General features: G+C 48.1%; 11 protein-coding genes. 9 read left to right on the top strand and 2 right to left on the bottom strand.

From position 1 onward, the window contains the following. Position 1: 1 nt before the first annotated feature. The 3 genes from ACTHPA_RS08795 (at position 2) to ACTHPA_RS08785 (ending at position 3,245) form a co-directional block, all read left to right on the top strand. Positions 2-1,444, top strand: coding sequence for a S41 family peptidase (locus ACTHPA_RS08795; protein ID WP_440499797.1), 1,443 nt, complete (start codon positions 2-4; stop codon positions 1,442-1,444). Between the two features lie 335 nt (positions 1,445-1,779). Further along, the gene (locus ACTHPA_RS08790; protein WP_440499796.1) at positions 1,780-2,952 is read left to right on the top strand and encodes a PDZ domain-containing protein; all 1,173 of its coding nucleotides are present in this window, start codon (positions 1,780-1,782) and stop codon (positions 2,950-2,952) included. A 35-nt stretch (positions 2,953-2,987) separates the two neighbouring features. Continuing rightward, entirely contained in the window at positions 2,988-3,245 is a 258-nt protein-coding gene (locus ACTHPA_RS08785) for a CsbA family protein (protein ID WP_440500092.1), read from the top strand. A 206-nt stretch (positions 3,246-3,451) separates the two neighbouring features. Here ACTHPA_RS08785 and ACTHPA_RS08780 read toward each other — a convergent pair whose 3' ends face one another. Then, positions 3,452-3,760, bottom strand: a complete 309-nt coding sequence (locus tag ACTHPA_RS08780) for an AzlD domain-containing protein (protein ID WP_440499795.1) — start codon at positions 3,758-3,760, stop codon at positions 3,452-3,454. Further along, the gene (locus ACTHPA_RS08775) at positions 3,760-4,482 is read right to left on the bottom strand and encodes an AzlC family ABC transporter permease (protein WP_440500091.1); all 723 of its coding nucleotides are present in this window, start codon (positions 4,480-4,482) and stop codon (positions 3,760-3,762) included. The genes ACTHPA_RS08780 and ACTHPA_RS08775 overlap by 1 nt, the downstream gene beginning before the upstream one ends. Positions 4,483-4,634: 152 nt before the next feature. Between ACTHPA_RS08775 and ACTHPA_RS08770 the strand changes: the two genes are divergently transcribed. The 6 genes from ACTHPA_RS08770 to ACTHPA_RS08745 all read left to right on the top strand — a co-directional run bounded on the left by ACTHPA_RS08770 (position 4,635) and on the right by ACTHPA_RS08745 (position 15,266). Then, a complete protein-coding gene (locus tag ACTHPA_RS08770) occupies positions 4,635-5,261 on the top strand; it encodes a TVP38/TMEM64 family protein (RefSeq protein ID WP_440499794.1) in 627 nt (208 codons plus the stop codon). A 203-nt stretch (positions 5,262-5,464) separates the two neighbouring features. After that, entirely contained in the window at positions 5,465-8,956 is a 3,492-nt protein-coding gene (gene addB, locus ACTHPA_RS08765) for a helicase-exonuclease AddAB subunit AddB (protein WP_440499793.1), read from the top strand. Then, on the top strand, positions 8,934-12,653 hold the full coding sequence (gene addA, locus ACTHPA_RS08760; RefSeq protein WP_440499792.1) for a helicase-exonuclease AddAB subunit AddA: 3,720 nt from the start codon (positions 8,934-8,936) through the stop codon (positions 12,651-12,653). Before addB ends, addA begins: the two co-directional genes overlap by 23 nt. Then, complete coding sequence (locus ACTHPA_RS08755) at positions 12,650-13,840, top strand: DUF418 domain-containing protein (RefSeq protein ID WP_440499791.1); 1,191 nt, start codon at positions 12,650-12,652, stop codon at positions 13,838-13,840. Before addA ends, ACTHPA_RS08755 begins: the two co-directional genes overlap by 4 nt. Positions 13,841-13,910: 70 nt before the next feature. Next, positions 13,911-14,810 carry a fumarylacetoacetate hydrolase family protein gene (locus ACTHPA_RS08750; protein WP_440499790.1) on the top strand — a complete coding sequence of 300 codons (900 nt, stop codon included), beginning with the start codon at positions 13,911-13,913 and terminating at the stop codon, positions 14,808-14,810. A gap of 81 nt (positions 14,811-14,891) precedes the next feature. Further along, positions 14,892-15,266 (top strand): YisL family protein, encoded by a 375-nt coding sequence (locus ACTHPA_RS08745; RefSeq protein ID WP_440499789.1) that lies wholly within the window; start codon positions 14,892-14,894, stop codon positions 15,264-15,266. The last annotated feature ends 261 nt before the right edge of the window (positions 15,267-15,527 follow it).

The following is a 15,527-nucleotide window of genomic DNA, read 5'->3' as shown; positions in this document are numbered from 1 at the left end:
GATGCGCAGAAGCCGGTTTTTAGTTTTTGCGATACTAGCGGTAATCGCGGCAGGCGTCTTTCTATTGTTGGACGGTTGCTCCGCGGACAAGGGAAAAAGTGCGGATTCGACATTGAAAGGGGCGTTCCCAGTCATTGACGAAGCGTACAGCATCATTCAGGAGAAGGCGGTGTACCCGGTCGAAGGGGACAGGCTCATTGAAGGGGCACTGCGCGGCATGGCGGATGTAATCGGAGATCCGTATTCCACGTATTTTTCTGAAGAGGAGGCGGCAACGCATAGAGAGTCGCTCGCCGGGGAAAGGGTCGGAATCGGAGCGGAAATTACGAGGTCAGGTGGCAGATACATCATCGTTGCACCGGTTAAAGGTTCGCCTGCTGAGAAAGCGGGGCTGCAGCCATACGATGAAATCGTCCGCATTAACGGAGAGCCGCTCGGCGGATTGACGTTGCAGGACGTCGTGAAGAAAATCCGGGGCAAGGAAGGAACCGCTGTGGAAATGACGATTTACAGGCCTGATTTGAATAAGCATCTTGAGTTGAAAGTGATGCGTGACGTCATTCCAGTCAAAACGGTGACAGCTGAATTGATGGAGGAAAGGGGCACGAAGTTCGGTTACATAGCGTTGACGATGTTCGGCGATGAGACAGCTGCCGAATGGAAAAAGGCTACCGATGAGATGATTAAAGGTGGTGCCCAAGCGCTCATAATTGATGTGCGCGGGAACCCGGGAGGTTATTTACGAGCTGTCGGTGAAGTGGCTGGAAGTTTATTGCAGCAAGATACCGTCTTCGCTTACATGCAAAATGCGAAAGGCCAACTGACACCGCTCGTCGTGGAGCCTTCCGAGACATTTAAGTTTGATGAAAAACTGAAAAAGATGCCGGTCGTCTTGCTTCAGGATAAAGGAAGCGCATCGGCAAGCGAAGTGTTGAGCGGTGCGTTGAAAGACTTGAAAAGGGGCTTCATCATTGGGCAAGTGAGCTTCGGAAAAGGGACGGTCCAAGATACGATGGAGCTTTCGAACGGCGGTGAGATGAAGCTATCCACGCATAAATGGCTCACTCCGAAAGAGACGTGGATTCACGGGAAAGGCGTCCCCGTTGACTTGGAGTCAGAGCAGGACCGGCTATTCACAGAGCATATCCGTTTCTCGACAGACGTCTATGCAGTCGGCGATTTTCATGAAGATATCGCATATGCCCAAAGGCTTCTTATAGGACTCGGCTATTCACTCGAACGGGATGACGGCTATTTTGACGAGTCGACATCCGTCGCTGTCCACGAGTTCCGCGTGAATGCAAAAATTTCACCGGAAAGCATCATGGACCGAAAATTCTTCGCCGCAATCCGTGATCAAGTCGAGGATTTCCGCAAAGATCAAGAAAACGATATCCAACTGCAAGTCGCAATTGGTTATGTGCATCATTTGCTGAGCAATTGAAGTAGGCAGGGGCTCATTTAATCTAGCAAGGGCTCATTAAATTGCACAAAGGCTCAATTATTCCAACAAGGGCTCATTAAATTGCACAAAGGCTCATTTATTCCAACAAGGGCTCATTAAATCGCACAAGGGCTCCATTATTCCTACAAAGGCTCAATAAATCGCACAAGGGCTCCATTAACTTCACCATCCCACGCTCCCTGCGCCAGTAGGGAGTTTTTTACTGCGCATATAGGACGAAGTGAGAGAATTTTTTCGGCTGTCTCACACGTGAGACGTATCTTTTGATACAATAGAGAATAATCATGTTTTCGGGGATGGGATGGTGACGGTTGATGAGTGAACAAGTACTGATGGATCTGTTAGAAGCTATTGCACTATTTTTCCTGAATCCAGTTTGGTTGGTTGCCTTAATGGCGGCGGTCGGGCTAGGGTATTTCCGGGTAAAGCGGGAACGGCGCAGTTTCCTTGTGCGACTTCATCCCGGTTTGACGGAAATGAAAAGATTGCTCGCTGAATCATGGTTGCCGGCGCTGATTATATCCGTAGTCATTTGTGGAGTCGGTTTATCCGTCGATGTCGGGTGGATTGCGTTATTTTCAGCAGTTGCCATATTGTCGATGATCTCGTTTTATTACCAAGCCGCATCACCGATCTATTTTGCAACGATTGCATTTTTCGGTTTGTTTGCTCTTCAGCAATGGGGTCCGGAAACTCTTACATATCGCGGTTGGTCTCTCGGCGATGTCGATTTGTTCGGAGATTTGGCGCTGACAGTACCTGTCATTGCAGGACTTTTCCTCATCGTAGAAGGCTTCCTCATACGTCGTTATACTGCCGCCTATGCCTCTCCATTCTTGACGAAGACGAACCGTGGATTGCGTGCAGCTGCATATAAATCCAAACGGCTCTGGCTGTTGCCGGTAATATTTCTCGTGCCTGGAGATCTTATCTCGGAATACGCACCTTATTGGCCACAATTAACGATAGGCTCTGCGTCATTCAGCTTTCTTCCAGTGCCGATCATTATCGGATTCTCACAAGTTGCAAGGGCTAGTTTTCCGGATGTGCTGTTCCCGAAAGTGGGACAAGCGGTTACCGTCATTGGTGCTGTAGTTGTCCTTGTAGGAGCATTTGCTTGGTGGATGCCGATTCTCGGATGGGCTGCGCTGATCATCGGGGTCGTCGGCAGGGCAGCGCTATCAATCCTTGTCGCTGTACGGGAGCGAAAAGGCGGATTTGCAGCCGCTCCACAATCGGCTGGTGTCATCATCGCTGGAATCTTGCCGGAATCACCTGGTGAAAAACTGGGATTGATTCCTGGGGAATGCATACGGGCTGTAAACGGCATCCAAGTGTCGAATGAAAAGGAATTGTACGATGCGATTCAAGTGAACGCTGCCCATTGTCGTCTGCAAGTGATCGGCCGCGACGGTGAAGTGCGGCTTATGCAGCAAGTGATCTACCGTCATGATCATCACCGATTAGGACTGCTCGTTGTCCGTTAATTGAATTCAGCAAAAAGGTTTGGTGAAAAATGGATATCGCTGCATTGGAAACGAAATTGATGCTCGCATTGCTTTTGCCTGGATTGCTCGTCGTGTTTTTCACCCGCGTTACTTTTCATCATTTTGTCGGGCTCGCATTGACGATAGCGCTCATTGCGGCGTCTGTTTATGCGGGTTATACGCATAACTGGATTTTATACGTGGCGGATGCGCTTTCGCTGACGGTCGGTTTTTGGTATGCAACGCGGATGGTGAAGAAGGCAAAAAAGCAAGGCGAACAGTTGGATGAATAAGAAAAGGCTGCCCTGAAAGTCGATAATGACTTTCAGTGGCAGCCTTTTTATGATCACTTGCAAAGATTTATGATCACTTGCAAAGATTTATGATCACTTGCAAAGATTTATGATCACTTGCAAAGATTTATGATCACTTGAACTGATACTTCATGTATTGCGGGCTGGCTGCTAATTCGCGCAGCGTACACACACTTTGACGCGATTCACATAAAAAAGCTGTAGACGGCAAGTACGCCGATCGTGCCGAGGACGACGGGCATGACGCCTCCTCCTAAAAAGGCGATGAGGAAAGCGGTTGCAGCACCGATGACGCCGAATAGGATATTGCCTTCCTGAACGAAAATGATGGCTGGGAAGATGAGTGCTCCGAGTACGGCGTATGGGATATTGCTAAGAACGCCGCTAATGATCGGAGGCAATTCCTTGCCGTCGAGGAATGTGAGAGGCACCATTCGCGGAATGTATGTGACGAGCGCCATCCCGAATAGCATCCACCAATATGTAGGTCCCATTAGTATTCCTCCTTTTCCTTATGCAAAGCTTGCATGCTTTTGCCGCGGCGTGCGTAGATAATTTCTATAAGTATTGCCGACCCTAGCGTCGAGACGAGGATCGCCCAGCCGGTGGATAGCAGTTCGCCGATATAAATAATGCAGTGGATGACAGCTGCGAGTGCCGCGAGCATGACGACTTTGCGGTTCCCTTTCATAGCAGGGACGAGCAAGCCGATGAACATAGCGTAAAGGGCGATGGACATGGCGACTTGCAGGAAGCCGGGGAGATTTGCGCCGACGACATGTCCTGCCATCGTGAAAATGACCCAGCTGCCGTACGCGATAATCGTCACTCCGAATGCATATGCGGTCGGAATTTTTCCTTCTTTTCCTGTTGCAAGGACGGAAAATGATTCATCCGTAATGCCAAAGGAGTAGATCGCTTTCACCCATTTTGGCGCACGATGCATCTTTTCATTTAGGGAAGCCGTCATTAGGAAGTGACGGATGTTGACGATGAATGTATTGATGACGATTGTGAACGGGTCTACTCCGAAAGAGATAAGATTGAGCGATATGTATTGAGCTGCACCGGCGTAAACGAATATACTCATGGCAGTCGCCTCGATGAGTGACAGACCGGTTGTCTTTGCAAGCAGCCCGAAAGTGAGTGCGATTGGGAAGTAGCCGATCGCGATGCTGAGCCCCGCTTTTAGGCCAGCGACGAATTGATTTTTCATCATTTTGTCACGTCTTTCTCATTATGTATGATTGAAATTATACTATATTTTGATGTTTTGGTGTTATTCTATAAGGAAAAGGGAATATTCGAAGTAGTATATTGATAGCAGTAATCGGGAAGGCCGACTGTTGATAGGCGAGGGTGTTGCTCATGGAAGAATGGTTGGATGTTGATAAGATTATTGAATTGTCAGGGCAATATAAGGCGTTGGGGCCGTTTATCGGTTTGTTATTGCCTTTCATAGAATCCTTTTTGCCTTTTTTGCCGCTATTTGTGTTCGTTTTTGCGAATGCGGGCGCGTATGGGCTCTGGTATGGGTTTATTCTGTCGTGGGCGGGCACGGTTGTAGGCTCGTACGCGGTGTTTTTGATTATCCGAAATTATGGCCGTAACCGTTTTTTACGATTTTTAACGAGGAATGCACGAGTGCAGCAGTTGATCGGCTGGGTGGAGCGGAACGGGTTTGCTCCGCTATTTTTGCTCATCTGTTTTCCTTTTACGCCTTCCGCGTTAGTAAATCTTGTGGCGGGTTTGTCAAATATGAAAAAGAAGACTTACTTGCTCATTTTGATGGCAGGGAAATTTGTTATGATTTTTACGATCAGCTTTATCGGTTATGATCTGAAGGCGTTGTTGACGCAGCCGATACGGACGGGAATTGTCGTCGGAATCATCGTTCTTCTATGGTTAGTCGGCAAATGGCTTGAAAAGCGGCTTGATCGGAAAGTGGAAGAGGAATCGAGTTCGATTTTTCAAGAGGAAGAGGAGCGCGACTGAGTACGGTTATGTATGGGAATCTCGGTTTCTGTACGAGTTTTTAAATTTATGCATGCTGCTTTGGCTACGGAAGGTTATGACGTCAGCCTTTTGGTTGGATTTACCAATACAATGTTAATAGTTCCTGTCCTCCTTAACTTTCGGTACAATGAAAGAAAGGAAGATAGGATTTTTTCTTTGCTTGCAAGAAAGGAGAGAAGGCCATGTCATTACGGTTTGTGACCGGTAGAGCCGGAACGGGGAAAACGACGGTAATTGAGCGAGAAATTGCGGCAGATCTTGAACGGGATCCGTTGGGACCGGCAGTCATTTTGATCGTCCCTGATCAAATGTCGTATTCGATGGAGCTTAGCCTATCGGTGAACTTCGGCTTGAATGGCTTGATTCGTGCGCAAGTTTCGACGTTTAAGCGGCTCGCGTGGCGGGTGTTGCAGGAAACGGGCGGCATTACGCGGAAGGAAGTTGACGGATTCGGCTACAGGATGCTTGTACGAAGTGTGCTTGAAGAGAACCGGGAAGAGCTGAAGCTGTTCAAGCAGGCTGCCAATAAACGCGGCTTCACAGAAAAAATCGGCGACCTCATGAAGGAGTTCAGCCGTTATTGCCTCGACCGGGAAACTTTGGCTGCGTTCCGAGAGCAGCTCGCAACAGCCGATGCGCCGAGGACGTTGCAGGATAAAGTGAGCGATCTTTCATTGCTTGTATCGAAAATCGAGGAACGTCTCGGCACGTCTTACGTTGATAGTGAAGGTCATTTGGCGTTGCTCGCTTCCCAAATTAAACATTCGGATCTTATGAAAGGCGCACATATTTATATAGATGGCTTTGAAAGTTTCACAGCGAGAGAATATGAAATTATTACAGAATTGATGAAGTACGGAAATCGGGTGACGGTTGTATTGCCGATGGAATCCGATTTGTCGGGGCATGCGGATCATGAGCTGTTCTTCAATTCTGTTCGTACGTCTATGAAACTTCGGGACATTGCCCGAAAAGAATCGGTCGAAATAGAAGAGGGGATCCAAATGGGACAGCCTCTCCGGTTTGAAAACGACGAGCTTCGTCACTTCGAGAATGAATTTGAGAAATACCCTCCGAAAGAAAGAGCGTCGGAGGGGGCGGTTTCGTTGATCGAGGCGACGGATCGACGGGCGGAAGTCCATGCTGTGGCGAGAAAAATACGGGAACTTATCATGAAGGGCGAGCGGTATAAAGAGATTTCGATTTTGTACCGGCAGCCGGACAAATACGATGAGCTCATTGAGACGATTTTTTCGCAATATGATATCCCGGTGTTCATTAGCCGGAAAAAACCGATGCTCCATCATCCGCTTATCGAATTTTCAAGATCTGTCCTTGAAGCTGTAACGGCGGGCTGGACGTATGAATCAATATTCCGCGCAGTGAAGACGGATTTGTTCTTTCCGCATCGGGAAGATAAGCTCCTTTGGCGTGAGCGGGCGGACCGACTCGAAAATTATGTGCTCGCGAACGGAATTTACGGCAATCGGTGGTTTGACGAATCGCGCTGGAAAGTGAAGCGGTATCGGGGACTCGAATTGCATACGACTGTGCAGACCGATGAGGAGCGGCAATTGGAGCAGGAGCTGCATTTGATCCGGGATTTGATCCGGGAGCCGCTGGCGCAGCTTGAAGGCAGGCTGAAACGGTCGAAAAGTGGCCGAGAAGTCGCAGAAGCGCTGTTTTTATTCATGGAATCGCTGCAAGTATACGACAAGATCATCGACTTGCGAGCGGAGGAGGAGCGTGCAGGCCGCCTGTTGAACGCGACTGAGCATGAGCAGGCTTGGGATTCGTGGATCAATGTTTTGGACCAGTTTGTCCTCATGTTCGGAGAAAAGAATATGGAGTTGAAGGAAGCGGCGCGTATTTTGGATGAAGGGTTCGATACACTCGAATTTACGCGCATTCCGCCGTCCCTCGATCAAGTGACAGTGACGACGATCGAGCTTGCTAGCCTAATGGAAATCGATTGCGGATTTGTCATTGGCGTCAATGACGGCGTGTTGCCGCAACGGATTGACTCGGAAGGGCTTTTGTCCGACTCGGACCGCGAATGGTTCACGATGAGCGGCATTGAGCTTGCTCCTTCGTCGAAAATGAAGCTTATGGATGAATCATATATGGCATACCGGGCGTTCACGTCGGCGAGGGAAAAGCTGTTCATTTCCTATCCGATTGCGGATGAAGAAGGGAAATCACTATTGCCTTCGCTTTATATCGCAAGAATTCAACAGCTCTTGCCGGGAATAGAGCTGCAGTTGGCAGTGTCGGATCCGTCTGAGCTGTTGAATGAAGAGGAACAGGCGGATTACATTATCCATCCGCGAACTGCATTGCCTTACGCATCGATGAAAGTGAAGGAAGCGGAGCATACCGGGGAGCTTTCGGCCGAATGGCGGGCGGTGCTCGCTTATTATGAAGATGATCCGTTATGGTCGTCTGTATTGGACTATATTACGAAGCCGATGACGGACCGGAATGAAACGGAGCGGCTTGCACCTGCCATTACGGAAGGGTTATACGGCAAGAATTTCGTATCGAGCGTCTCACGGATCGAATCGTATTACAGCTGCCCGTTCCAGCATTTCGCTTCCTATGGACTTGGCTTGCAGGAACGGATAGAATTCACACTTGAAGCTCCGTCGATCGGAGATTTATTCCACGCGGCTTTAAAATGGGTATCGGATGAAATGAACCGGACGGGAAGATCATGGACGGAGTTGTCGAAGGAGCAATGTTGGCAATTGGCGAGAATGGCGATGGAGCATATCGCGCCGATGTTCTTCAACCGTATTTTGCTGTCGACGAGTCGGTACCATTATATCCGCAGGAAATTAACGCATATTGTCACACGGACGATTTTTGCGCTCGGCAAGCAGGCGGCAAAAAGTTTGTTCCGCCCGATAGCCATCGAAGCGGCATTTGGACCGGGGGAACAGCTTCCGCCACTTGAAATTCCATTGCGGCGTGGCAATCAAATGAATTTGCGCGGAAGAATTGACCGGGTCGATGCGACGGAGATTGACGGGAAAAATTACGTGAGAATCGTTGATTATAAATCTTCTTCGAAGCAACTCGATTTGACCGACGTCTATTACGGCATTTCCTTGCAAATGTTGACGTATCTTGACGTCGCCGTGGAGCATGCGGAGGAATGGATCGGGTTCAAGGCAGATCCAGCGGGAGTGCTCTACTTGCACGTCCATAACCCGATGATCCGGACGGAACTTGAGCTGACAGAGGATTCGATTGAAGAAGAAATATTGAAATCGTATAAGATGAGAGGCTATTTGCTCGATGATCCTGAAGTCGTCATGGGGATGGATGCGCAGCTTGGCAAGACGTCGGCGGTCATTCCTGCTGCATTTAAGACAGATGGTTCATTTACAAAAGCTTCGAAAGTGTTGTCGACGGATGACTTGCAAGTCGTCCGGAAGTTTGTAAGGCAACGCCACCAGCAGGCAGGAGACGGAATGCTTGCAGGAGATACCCGGGTGTACCCATACCGATTGAAGGATAAAATGCCTTGTCAGTATTGCTCGTATCGTTCGGTATGTCAATTTGACCCGACGAATCCCGAGCAGAAATACAGGCATTATGAAAGCATGAACCCGGAAGAGTCCCTTGAAAAGATGCGGAAGGATGTGAATGATGATGAACATTCCAGTTAAACCGGCAGACGTGACATTCACGGACGCCCAATGGAAGGCAATATGGGCGACGGGGAAAGACGTTCTCGTCTCGGCTGCGGCCGGTTCCGGGAAGACGAAGGTGCTCATTACACGGATGATCGAAAAAGTGTTGAGTGAGCACAATCCGATCGATGTGGACGAATTGCTCGTCGTCACATTCACGAATGCCGCTGCTGCTGAAATGCGTCACCGGATGGCGGAAGCGTTGGAAGAGGCAATTGCCGTCAATCCGGAATCCATCCATTTGAGAAGACAATTGAGTTTGTTGAATAAAGCACAAATTTCTACATTGCACTCCTTCTGTCTGAACGTCGTTCGCCAATATGCATATTTGATCGACATTGATCCGGGGTTCCGTATAGCGGACAGCACGGAAGCGGCATTGCTTCGCGACGATACGATCGGTGAAGTGCTTGAAGATGCTTATAATGCCGATAACCCGGAAGCAATGTATCGGCTTGCCGACAGCTTTACGTCGGACAGGAACGACCAATCGATCGAGACGCTCATTGACAAGTTGTACGATTATTCGCGCGTGCATCCGTCACCGGAAAGATGGCTGCGGATGATTCCGATGCAATACGAACTGGATGATGACGTAACGATTGATGAGCTTGACTTCATCGGACCGCTGAAGACGGCGATTCGTCATACGCTCGAGGAAGCGATCCATCTGACGGAGGATATGAAACGAATTGCACTAATGCCGGAAGGCCCCGAACCGCTAGCTGCAACAGCTGATGCTGATTTGCAATGGATTCGGGAAGCGAAGCGCCGGATTGAAGAAGGCACTTGGGAAGAGACGTATGCATTTTTCGGGTCACTCACTTGGGTGAAGGCGGGCACAATCCGGAAGAACACTTGCGACGAAGAATTGGCGAAGCGTGCAAAATCGCTACGGGATTCCGTAAAGAAAATCATCAATTCATTGAAAGAATCGTATTTTACGAGGACCCCAAAGCGTCTGTTGGATGAAATCCGTCTCATGGCGCCAATGATGCATACGCTTGTCGAGCTTGTCATCGATTTCGGCAAAAGATACGGCGACGTCAAGATGGACAAAGGTCTCGTCGACTTTTCGGACTTGGAGCATTTCGCATTGCAAATTCTTGCAGTGGAACAGGATGGAGAGCTTGTGCCGTCCGATATCGCAGTCGATTATTTGAATCGGTTCGCGGAAGTTCTTGTTGATGAATACCAAGACGTCAACTTGCTGCAAGAGGCAATTATCCAGCTTGTAAAGCGTGGCAGTGAAGAGGATGGGAATTTGTTCATGGTCGGTGACGTGAAGCAGTCGATTTATCGGTTCCGATTGGCAGAGCCGGGACTATTTCTTGGGAAATACAATCGTTTTACGTCGGATGATGGGGAAAAGGGTCTGAAAATCGATCTGAACGCGAATTTCCGGAGCCGTAAGGAAGTGCTGGACGCGACGAACTTCATCTTCTCACAAGTGATGGGCGAACGGGTTGGCGAAGTCGAATACGATGAAGCCGCCGCTCTGAAATACGGTGCGCGCTATCCGGAAAAGGAATCACCAGCCGCTTTGACGTTGTTATACGAAGCGGACGAAGAGGATATGGAAGATGAGGCGACGGAGCTGACGGGGCAAAGCTTGAAAAGCTCGCAGGCGGAAGCTCGGTATATGATCCGGAGAATTAAAGAGCTAATGGCGTCAGGTGCGGAAGTAACAGACGCATTTACGGATAAAAAACGTCCGCTTGAATATCGGGATATCGTCATCCTTATGCGTTCGATGACATGGTCCGGGGAAATTGCGGAAGAGTTCAAGCTTGCGGGCATACCAATCTACGCGGAGCTCTCGCGCGGCTATTTCGAGGCAATCGAAGTGATGATTATGCTTAATACGCTTCGGGTTATTGACAATCCGTATCAGGATATCCCGCTCGCATCAGTCCTTCGTGCGCCATTCGTCGGCATGACGGAAAACGAATTGGCACAAGTGAGGCTCGCCGCGAAGAACAAGCCATTTTACGAGGCACTGAAATTGTTCATGGCGACGGGCGGAGCGGGAATTGCTGCCGAAACGCAAGTGAAATTGCAGCGTTTCTTCCTCATGTTTGAGGACTGGCGAAATTTAGCGCGACGTGGTTCATTGTCGGAGCTTATTTGGCAAGTGTATAACGATACGCATTACTATGAAATGGTCGGCGCGATGCCGAACGGCAAGCAGCGGCAAGCGAATTTACGTGCGCTGCATGACCGCGCCATCGATTATGAGAAAACTTCCTTCCGTGGACTTTTCCGTTTCCTCAGGTTCATTGATCGGATGCAGAAGCGGGGAGATGATCTTGGTGCTGCCCGTTTCGTCAGTGAGACGGAGGATGTCGTCCGGATTATGACAATCCACTCGTCTAAAGGGCTTGAATTCCCATACGTGTTCGTCGCGGGGGCAGGAAGACAATTCAATAAAATGGACTTCAATGAACCTTATTTATTCGACCAGCATTTCGGCTTGGCGGTAAAGGCAATCGACCCTGAATTGCGAATTACGTACACATCCGTTCCTTTCCTTGCGATGAAAGAGAAAAAGGAGCTCGAAATGCGTGCTGAAGAGATGCGGGTGCTTTACGTGGCGATGACGCGTGCGAAGGAGCATCTTGAATTGATTGCCACTGTCAAAGATATTGAAAAGGCGATCGGCAGCTGGCAGGACGCTCAGTTAATTGAAGCAGGCGAAATGCTTCCGGAATATACGCGGTCACGTGCGAATGGCTATTTGGATTGGATTGGGCCGGCCATTGCACGCCACCCGGATTTCGAGAAATTCGGTTTCATGTATGGAGGGCGTGCCATCGATGATCCTTCGAAGTGGGAAATCGCGGCATATCCTGTTTCTTCCTTCAATACGATGGAGGAGCAAGAGGAGGAAGTCGTCGAAAGGACTGTGCCGACGTCAACGGACGACGTAATCGATGCGGATTGGTCCAAGGAAGTGACACGGAGATTCGACTACGTCTATCCATTCGTAGCTTCCGTTGAGAAGCGTTCCAAGCAGACGGTGAGCGATTTGAAAAGGGTGGCACTGCTAGAGATGGAGCCGGACTTCGACGACTTCTTCACAACGAAAGATGATGAAGTGAGCACTCCTTATTTACATGACCGTCCCGCATTCATGCAATCTCGGGCGTTGTCGGGGGCTGAAATCGGTACAGCGATGCATACGATCATGCAGCATATCGATCTGTCGAAGACGCATACAGTGCAAGACGTGGATCGTTTCATCACTGAGCTGACGACGCGTCAATTACTGACAGTGGAAGAAGCGAATGCAGTCGATGTGAAAGCGGTCGTCCGATTTTTCGGAACGTCTCTTTTCAAAAGGCTGTCAGGATCTTTAAGGATGCTCAAAGAAGTGCCATTTACGTACGCATACGACGCAAACGATGGCGATCATCAGATTTTGCAAGGGATTGCCGACTGTTTATTCGAAGAGAAAGATGGCTGGGTACTGCTAGACTATAAAACAGATCGGATCCGTGGAAGATTCCGGTCCGATGAAGAAATACAGATTGAAATGCAAAAACGTTACGGCATCCAATTGAGCCTTTATAAAAAAGCGGTCGAATCGATTGCGGGTATTACGATTAAAGAAATGGTCCTCTATTTGTTTGACGGGGAGAGGATTGTGCATGTTCAGGAGGAGACAGTTTGAACGTATCACCAACTATAGGGAACCGCATTGAAGCGTTGGATACACTGAGGGGCTTTGCGCTCCTCGGCATTTTCATTGCGAATATGCTCATTTTCCATTCACCTTATTTTTATATCGATCCGCATTCCTATTTTAGTACACCGAGTGATGTGGCATCGTATAAGCTGATCAACATTTTTGTCGAAGCGAGCTTTTACCCGATTTTCGCGATGTTGTTCGGGTATGGATTGAATATGCAATACGAAAAAGCGATTGCTAATGGAACGTCCTACGTGCCGATGATGGCGAAGCGCCTTGTGATACTGATGGGATTTGGCCTCATTCATGCATTGTTCGTCTGGTCCGGTGATGTTTTATTCACGTATGCAATTATGGGATTCATTATGCTAGCGGCAATCAGGATTCCGAAAAAGTGGCTTTTTTGGATTGCGATCATCATTTATTTGATTCCGACATTTCTTTTCATCGGCGTAATCTATTTACTTGCGAAGCTTGATCCGAATCAACTGATGGACGGATATGTCAATATTCAACAGATTGAGTTGGCAATTACTGCATATGCGCACGGAACATATGGCGAAGTATTCGTTTTCCGTTTTTCGGAATGGCTTTTATACGGGTTGACGAACTCCTTCTTGGGCATCTTTATGGTGTTGCCATTGATTATGATAGGCGCAGCATTCTCGAAGGGGAAACTGTTTGAACGTGCAGCTGAAATGAAAAGCAAAATTGCTATTGTCGGCATCATTGCGTTAGTTGCCGGGATTTTTATAAAATCATGGCCATATATGGATAGCCACGCCTATCATAATTTATTGACCCAGCAACTGATCGGCGGTCCGATTTTAGCAATTGGTTATGCATCTGTTATCATCTTGCTTTGCCAATTGCCGATTTTCCGCACGATCTTCTCACCAATATCTAAGGCAGGACGCATGTCATTAACGACATATTTGACGCAATCGATCGTCGCAACAATCCTCTTTTACGGATACGGCTTCGGTCTATATGGAAAAGTGGATTTAGAGACAGGTACGCTGATTGCTGTCGGCATTTTTGCCATCCAAGTCATTTTCGCAGAGCTTTGGTTGTTGAAATTCCGGATGGGACCTTTCGAATGGCTTTGGCGGAAAGGGACGTACGGGAAAAACATGACGAAAAAAGAGGAGAAAGTGCAAGCTTTGTAGAATTGTAGATGAGTATTACTTTTATTAGTTGAAAAGGTTTTCCACATTATTAGGAAGGATGGGCTTTTACATGAAACTTTTGTCGTTCCGGTTTGAAGGAAGAACATTATTCGGTCCGAAAGTGAAAAAAGAGGAAGCGGTCTGGGATGTGAAATCGATTGCCGAAGCATTTGGCGAAACGGATTTCCCTTCAACAATCATCGAAGGCATCGCAGGAGGTTTGGAGTTTGTTGAAAAGGTGAGGAAACTTGCCGAGCAAGCTCGGAATAGTGAAAATCCGGAACAATTCAAGTATGCATTCACGGAGATTGAATGGCTGTCCCCGATTCCGCGCACGCCGAAAAACGTCCTTTGCGTCGGCAAAAACTATGCCGAACATGCCGCAGAAATGGGAGGGGACGCGCCGCCTGAAAAGCTAATGATCTTTACGAAATCGCCTACTGCAATCGCTGCAGATGAGCAGGATCTTCCGGCGCACGCAGCCCTTACAGACAACCTTGATTATGAAGGTGAATTGGCAGTCGTCGTTAGCAAGAAAGGCAGCAATATCCCGAAACAGCTCGCGTATGACCACGTATTCGGCTATACGATTGCGAATGATATTACGGCTAGGGACATACAATACGGCCATAAGCAGTTCTTCCTTGGAAAAAGCTTGGATGGCTCTTGCCCGATAGGTCCTTATATCGTCACGAAAGATGAAATTCCGAATGCACATAATCTTTCAATCGTCACAAAAGTGAATGATGAAGTACGTCAAAACGGAAATACATCTGACATGATTTTCAAGATCGATGAATTGATTGCCGAAATCTCGAAATTTGTAACGCTCGAGCCGGGCGATGTCATTTTGACAGGGACGCCTGCAGGGGTCGGAAAAGGATTTACTCCACCGAAATTCTTGAAAGCCGGCGACACGGTGAAAATTTCTGTAGAGGGCATCGGGACACTCGTCAATCGATTTGTATAAGGCCATTTCCTACTCTGGAAAGCTTTGCTATGATAAGATAGATAAGATAGAGTAGAATTTATTATCGATGAGGTGAACAGTTTGGACTTTTTATCAAGTACGCCCCATTTTCATATTTTCACATGGGTCGTAGGCATTATCATTTTCCTCGTTTCGGCAGTGATGGCGAACGGCACAAAAGGAAAAAAGATTACGCATATGATTGCACGCTTATTTTACATTCTTATCCTTATTTCCGGAGTCGCACTCTTCATTAAAGGGATGGACTATGGTAGAGGGGCAGAATACGGCATTAAATTCCTTCTCGGTCTATTGACGATCGGAATGATGGAAATGGTCCTCGTACGTTCCGAAAAAGGAAAGAAAGTGACGACATTCTGGATTTTGTTTTTCGTCTTCCTTTTTGCAACAATGTTCCTTGGCTTCAGATTGCCAATGGGCTTTGAATTTTTCTAATATGAATAAACATGGAAACCGTCGGTATGATTCCCGGCGGTTTTTTTATGGTGTTACCGTCTAAACTTCATGCGCACCCTCCGCTTTGGTTATCGTCTAGACTTCGGGCGCCAGAAGCTCGGGGTCATAAGTCAAAGTTGCTCTGTGGCAAAGAACGCCACGCTGCAACTTTGCCTTATGCCTGTCGCTTCTAAGCAGGCGCCCTCCGCTTTTGGTTATTCACAAATTCGACTAATTCTTTTATCCTGTATGGATTTTTCA

Origin of the sequence: Sporosarcina sp. SAFN-015, from assembly GCF_051966875.1 — a bacterium.
Taxonomy (GTDB): domain Bacteria; phylum Bacillota; class Bacilli; order Bacillales_A; family Planococcaceae; genus Sporosarcina.
The sequence above is the reverse complement of the archived record's forward strand: the minus strand, read 5'-3'. Positions and strand labels throughout refer to the sequence as shown.

What these genes read in the sequence shown, in the direction of transcription:
- addB (WP_440499793.1), top strand. Translation starts at nt 5,465, where the DNA reads ATGTCATTACGGTTTGTGACCGGTAGAGCCGGAACGGGGAAAACGACG.
- ACTHPA_RS08775 (WP_440500091.1), bottom strand. Translation starts at nt 4,482, where the DNA reads ATGAAAAATCAATTCGTCGCTGGCCTAAAAGCGGGGCTCAGCATCGCG.
- addA (WP_440499792.1), top strand. Translation starts at nt 8,934, where the DNA reads ATGATGATGAACATTCCAGTTAAACCGGCAGACGTGACATTCACGGAC.
- ACTHPA_RS08770 (WP_440499794.1), top strand. Translation starts at nt 4,635, where the DNA reads ATGGAAGAATGGTTGGATGTTGATAAGATTATTGAATTGTCAGGGCAA.
- ACTHPA_RS08795 (WP_440499797.1), top strand. Translation starts at nt 2, where the DNA reads ATGCGCAGAAGCCGGTTTTTAGTTTTTGCGATACTAGCGGTAATCGCG.
- ACTHPA_RS08780 (WP_440499795.1), bottom strand. Translation starts at nt 3,760, where the DNA reads ATGGGACCTACATATTGGTGGATGCTATTCGGGATGGCGCTCGTCACA.
- ACTHPA_RS08750 (WP_440499790.1), top strand. Translation starts at nt 13,911, where the DNA reads ATGAAACTTTTGTCGTTCCGGTTTGAAGGAAGAACATTATTCGGTCCG.
- ACTHPA_RS08790 (WP_440499796.1), top strand. Translation starts at nt 1,780, where the DNA reads ATGAGTGAACAAGTACTGATGGATCTGTTAGAAGCTATTGCACTATTT.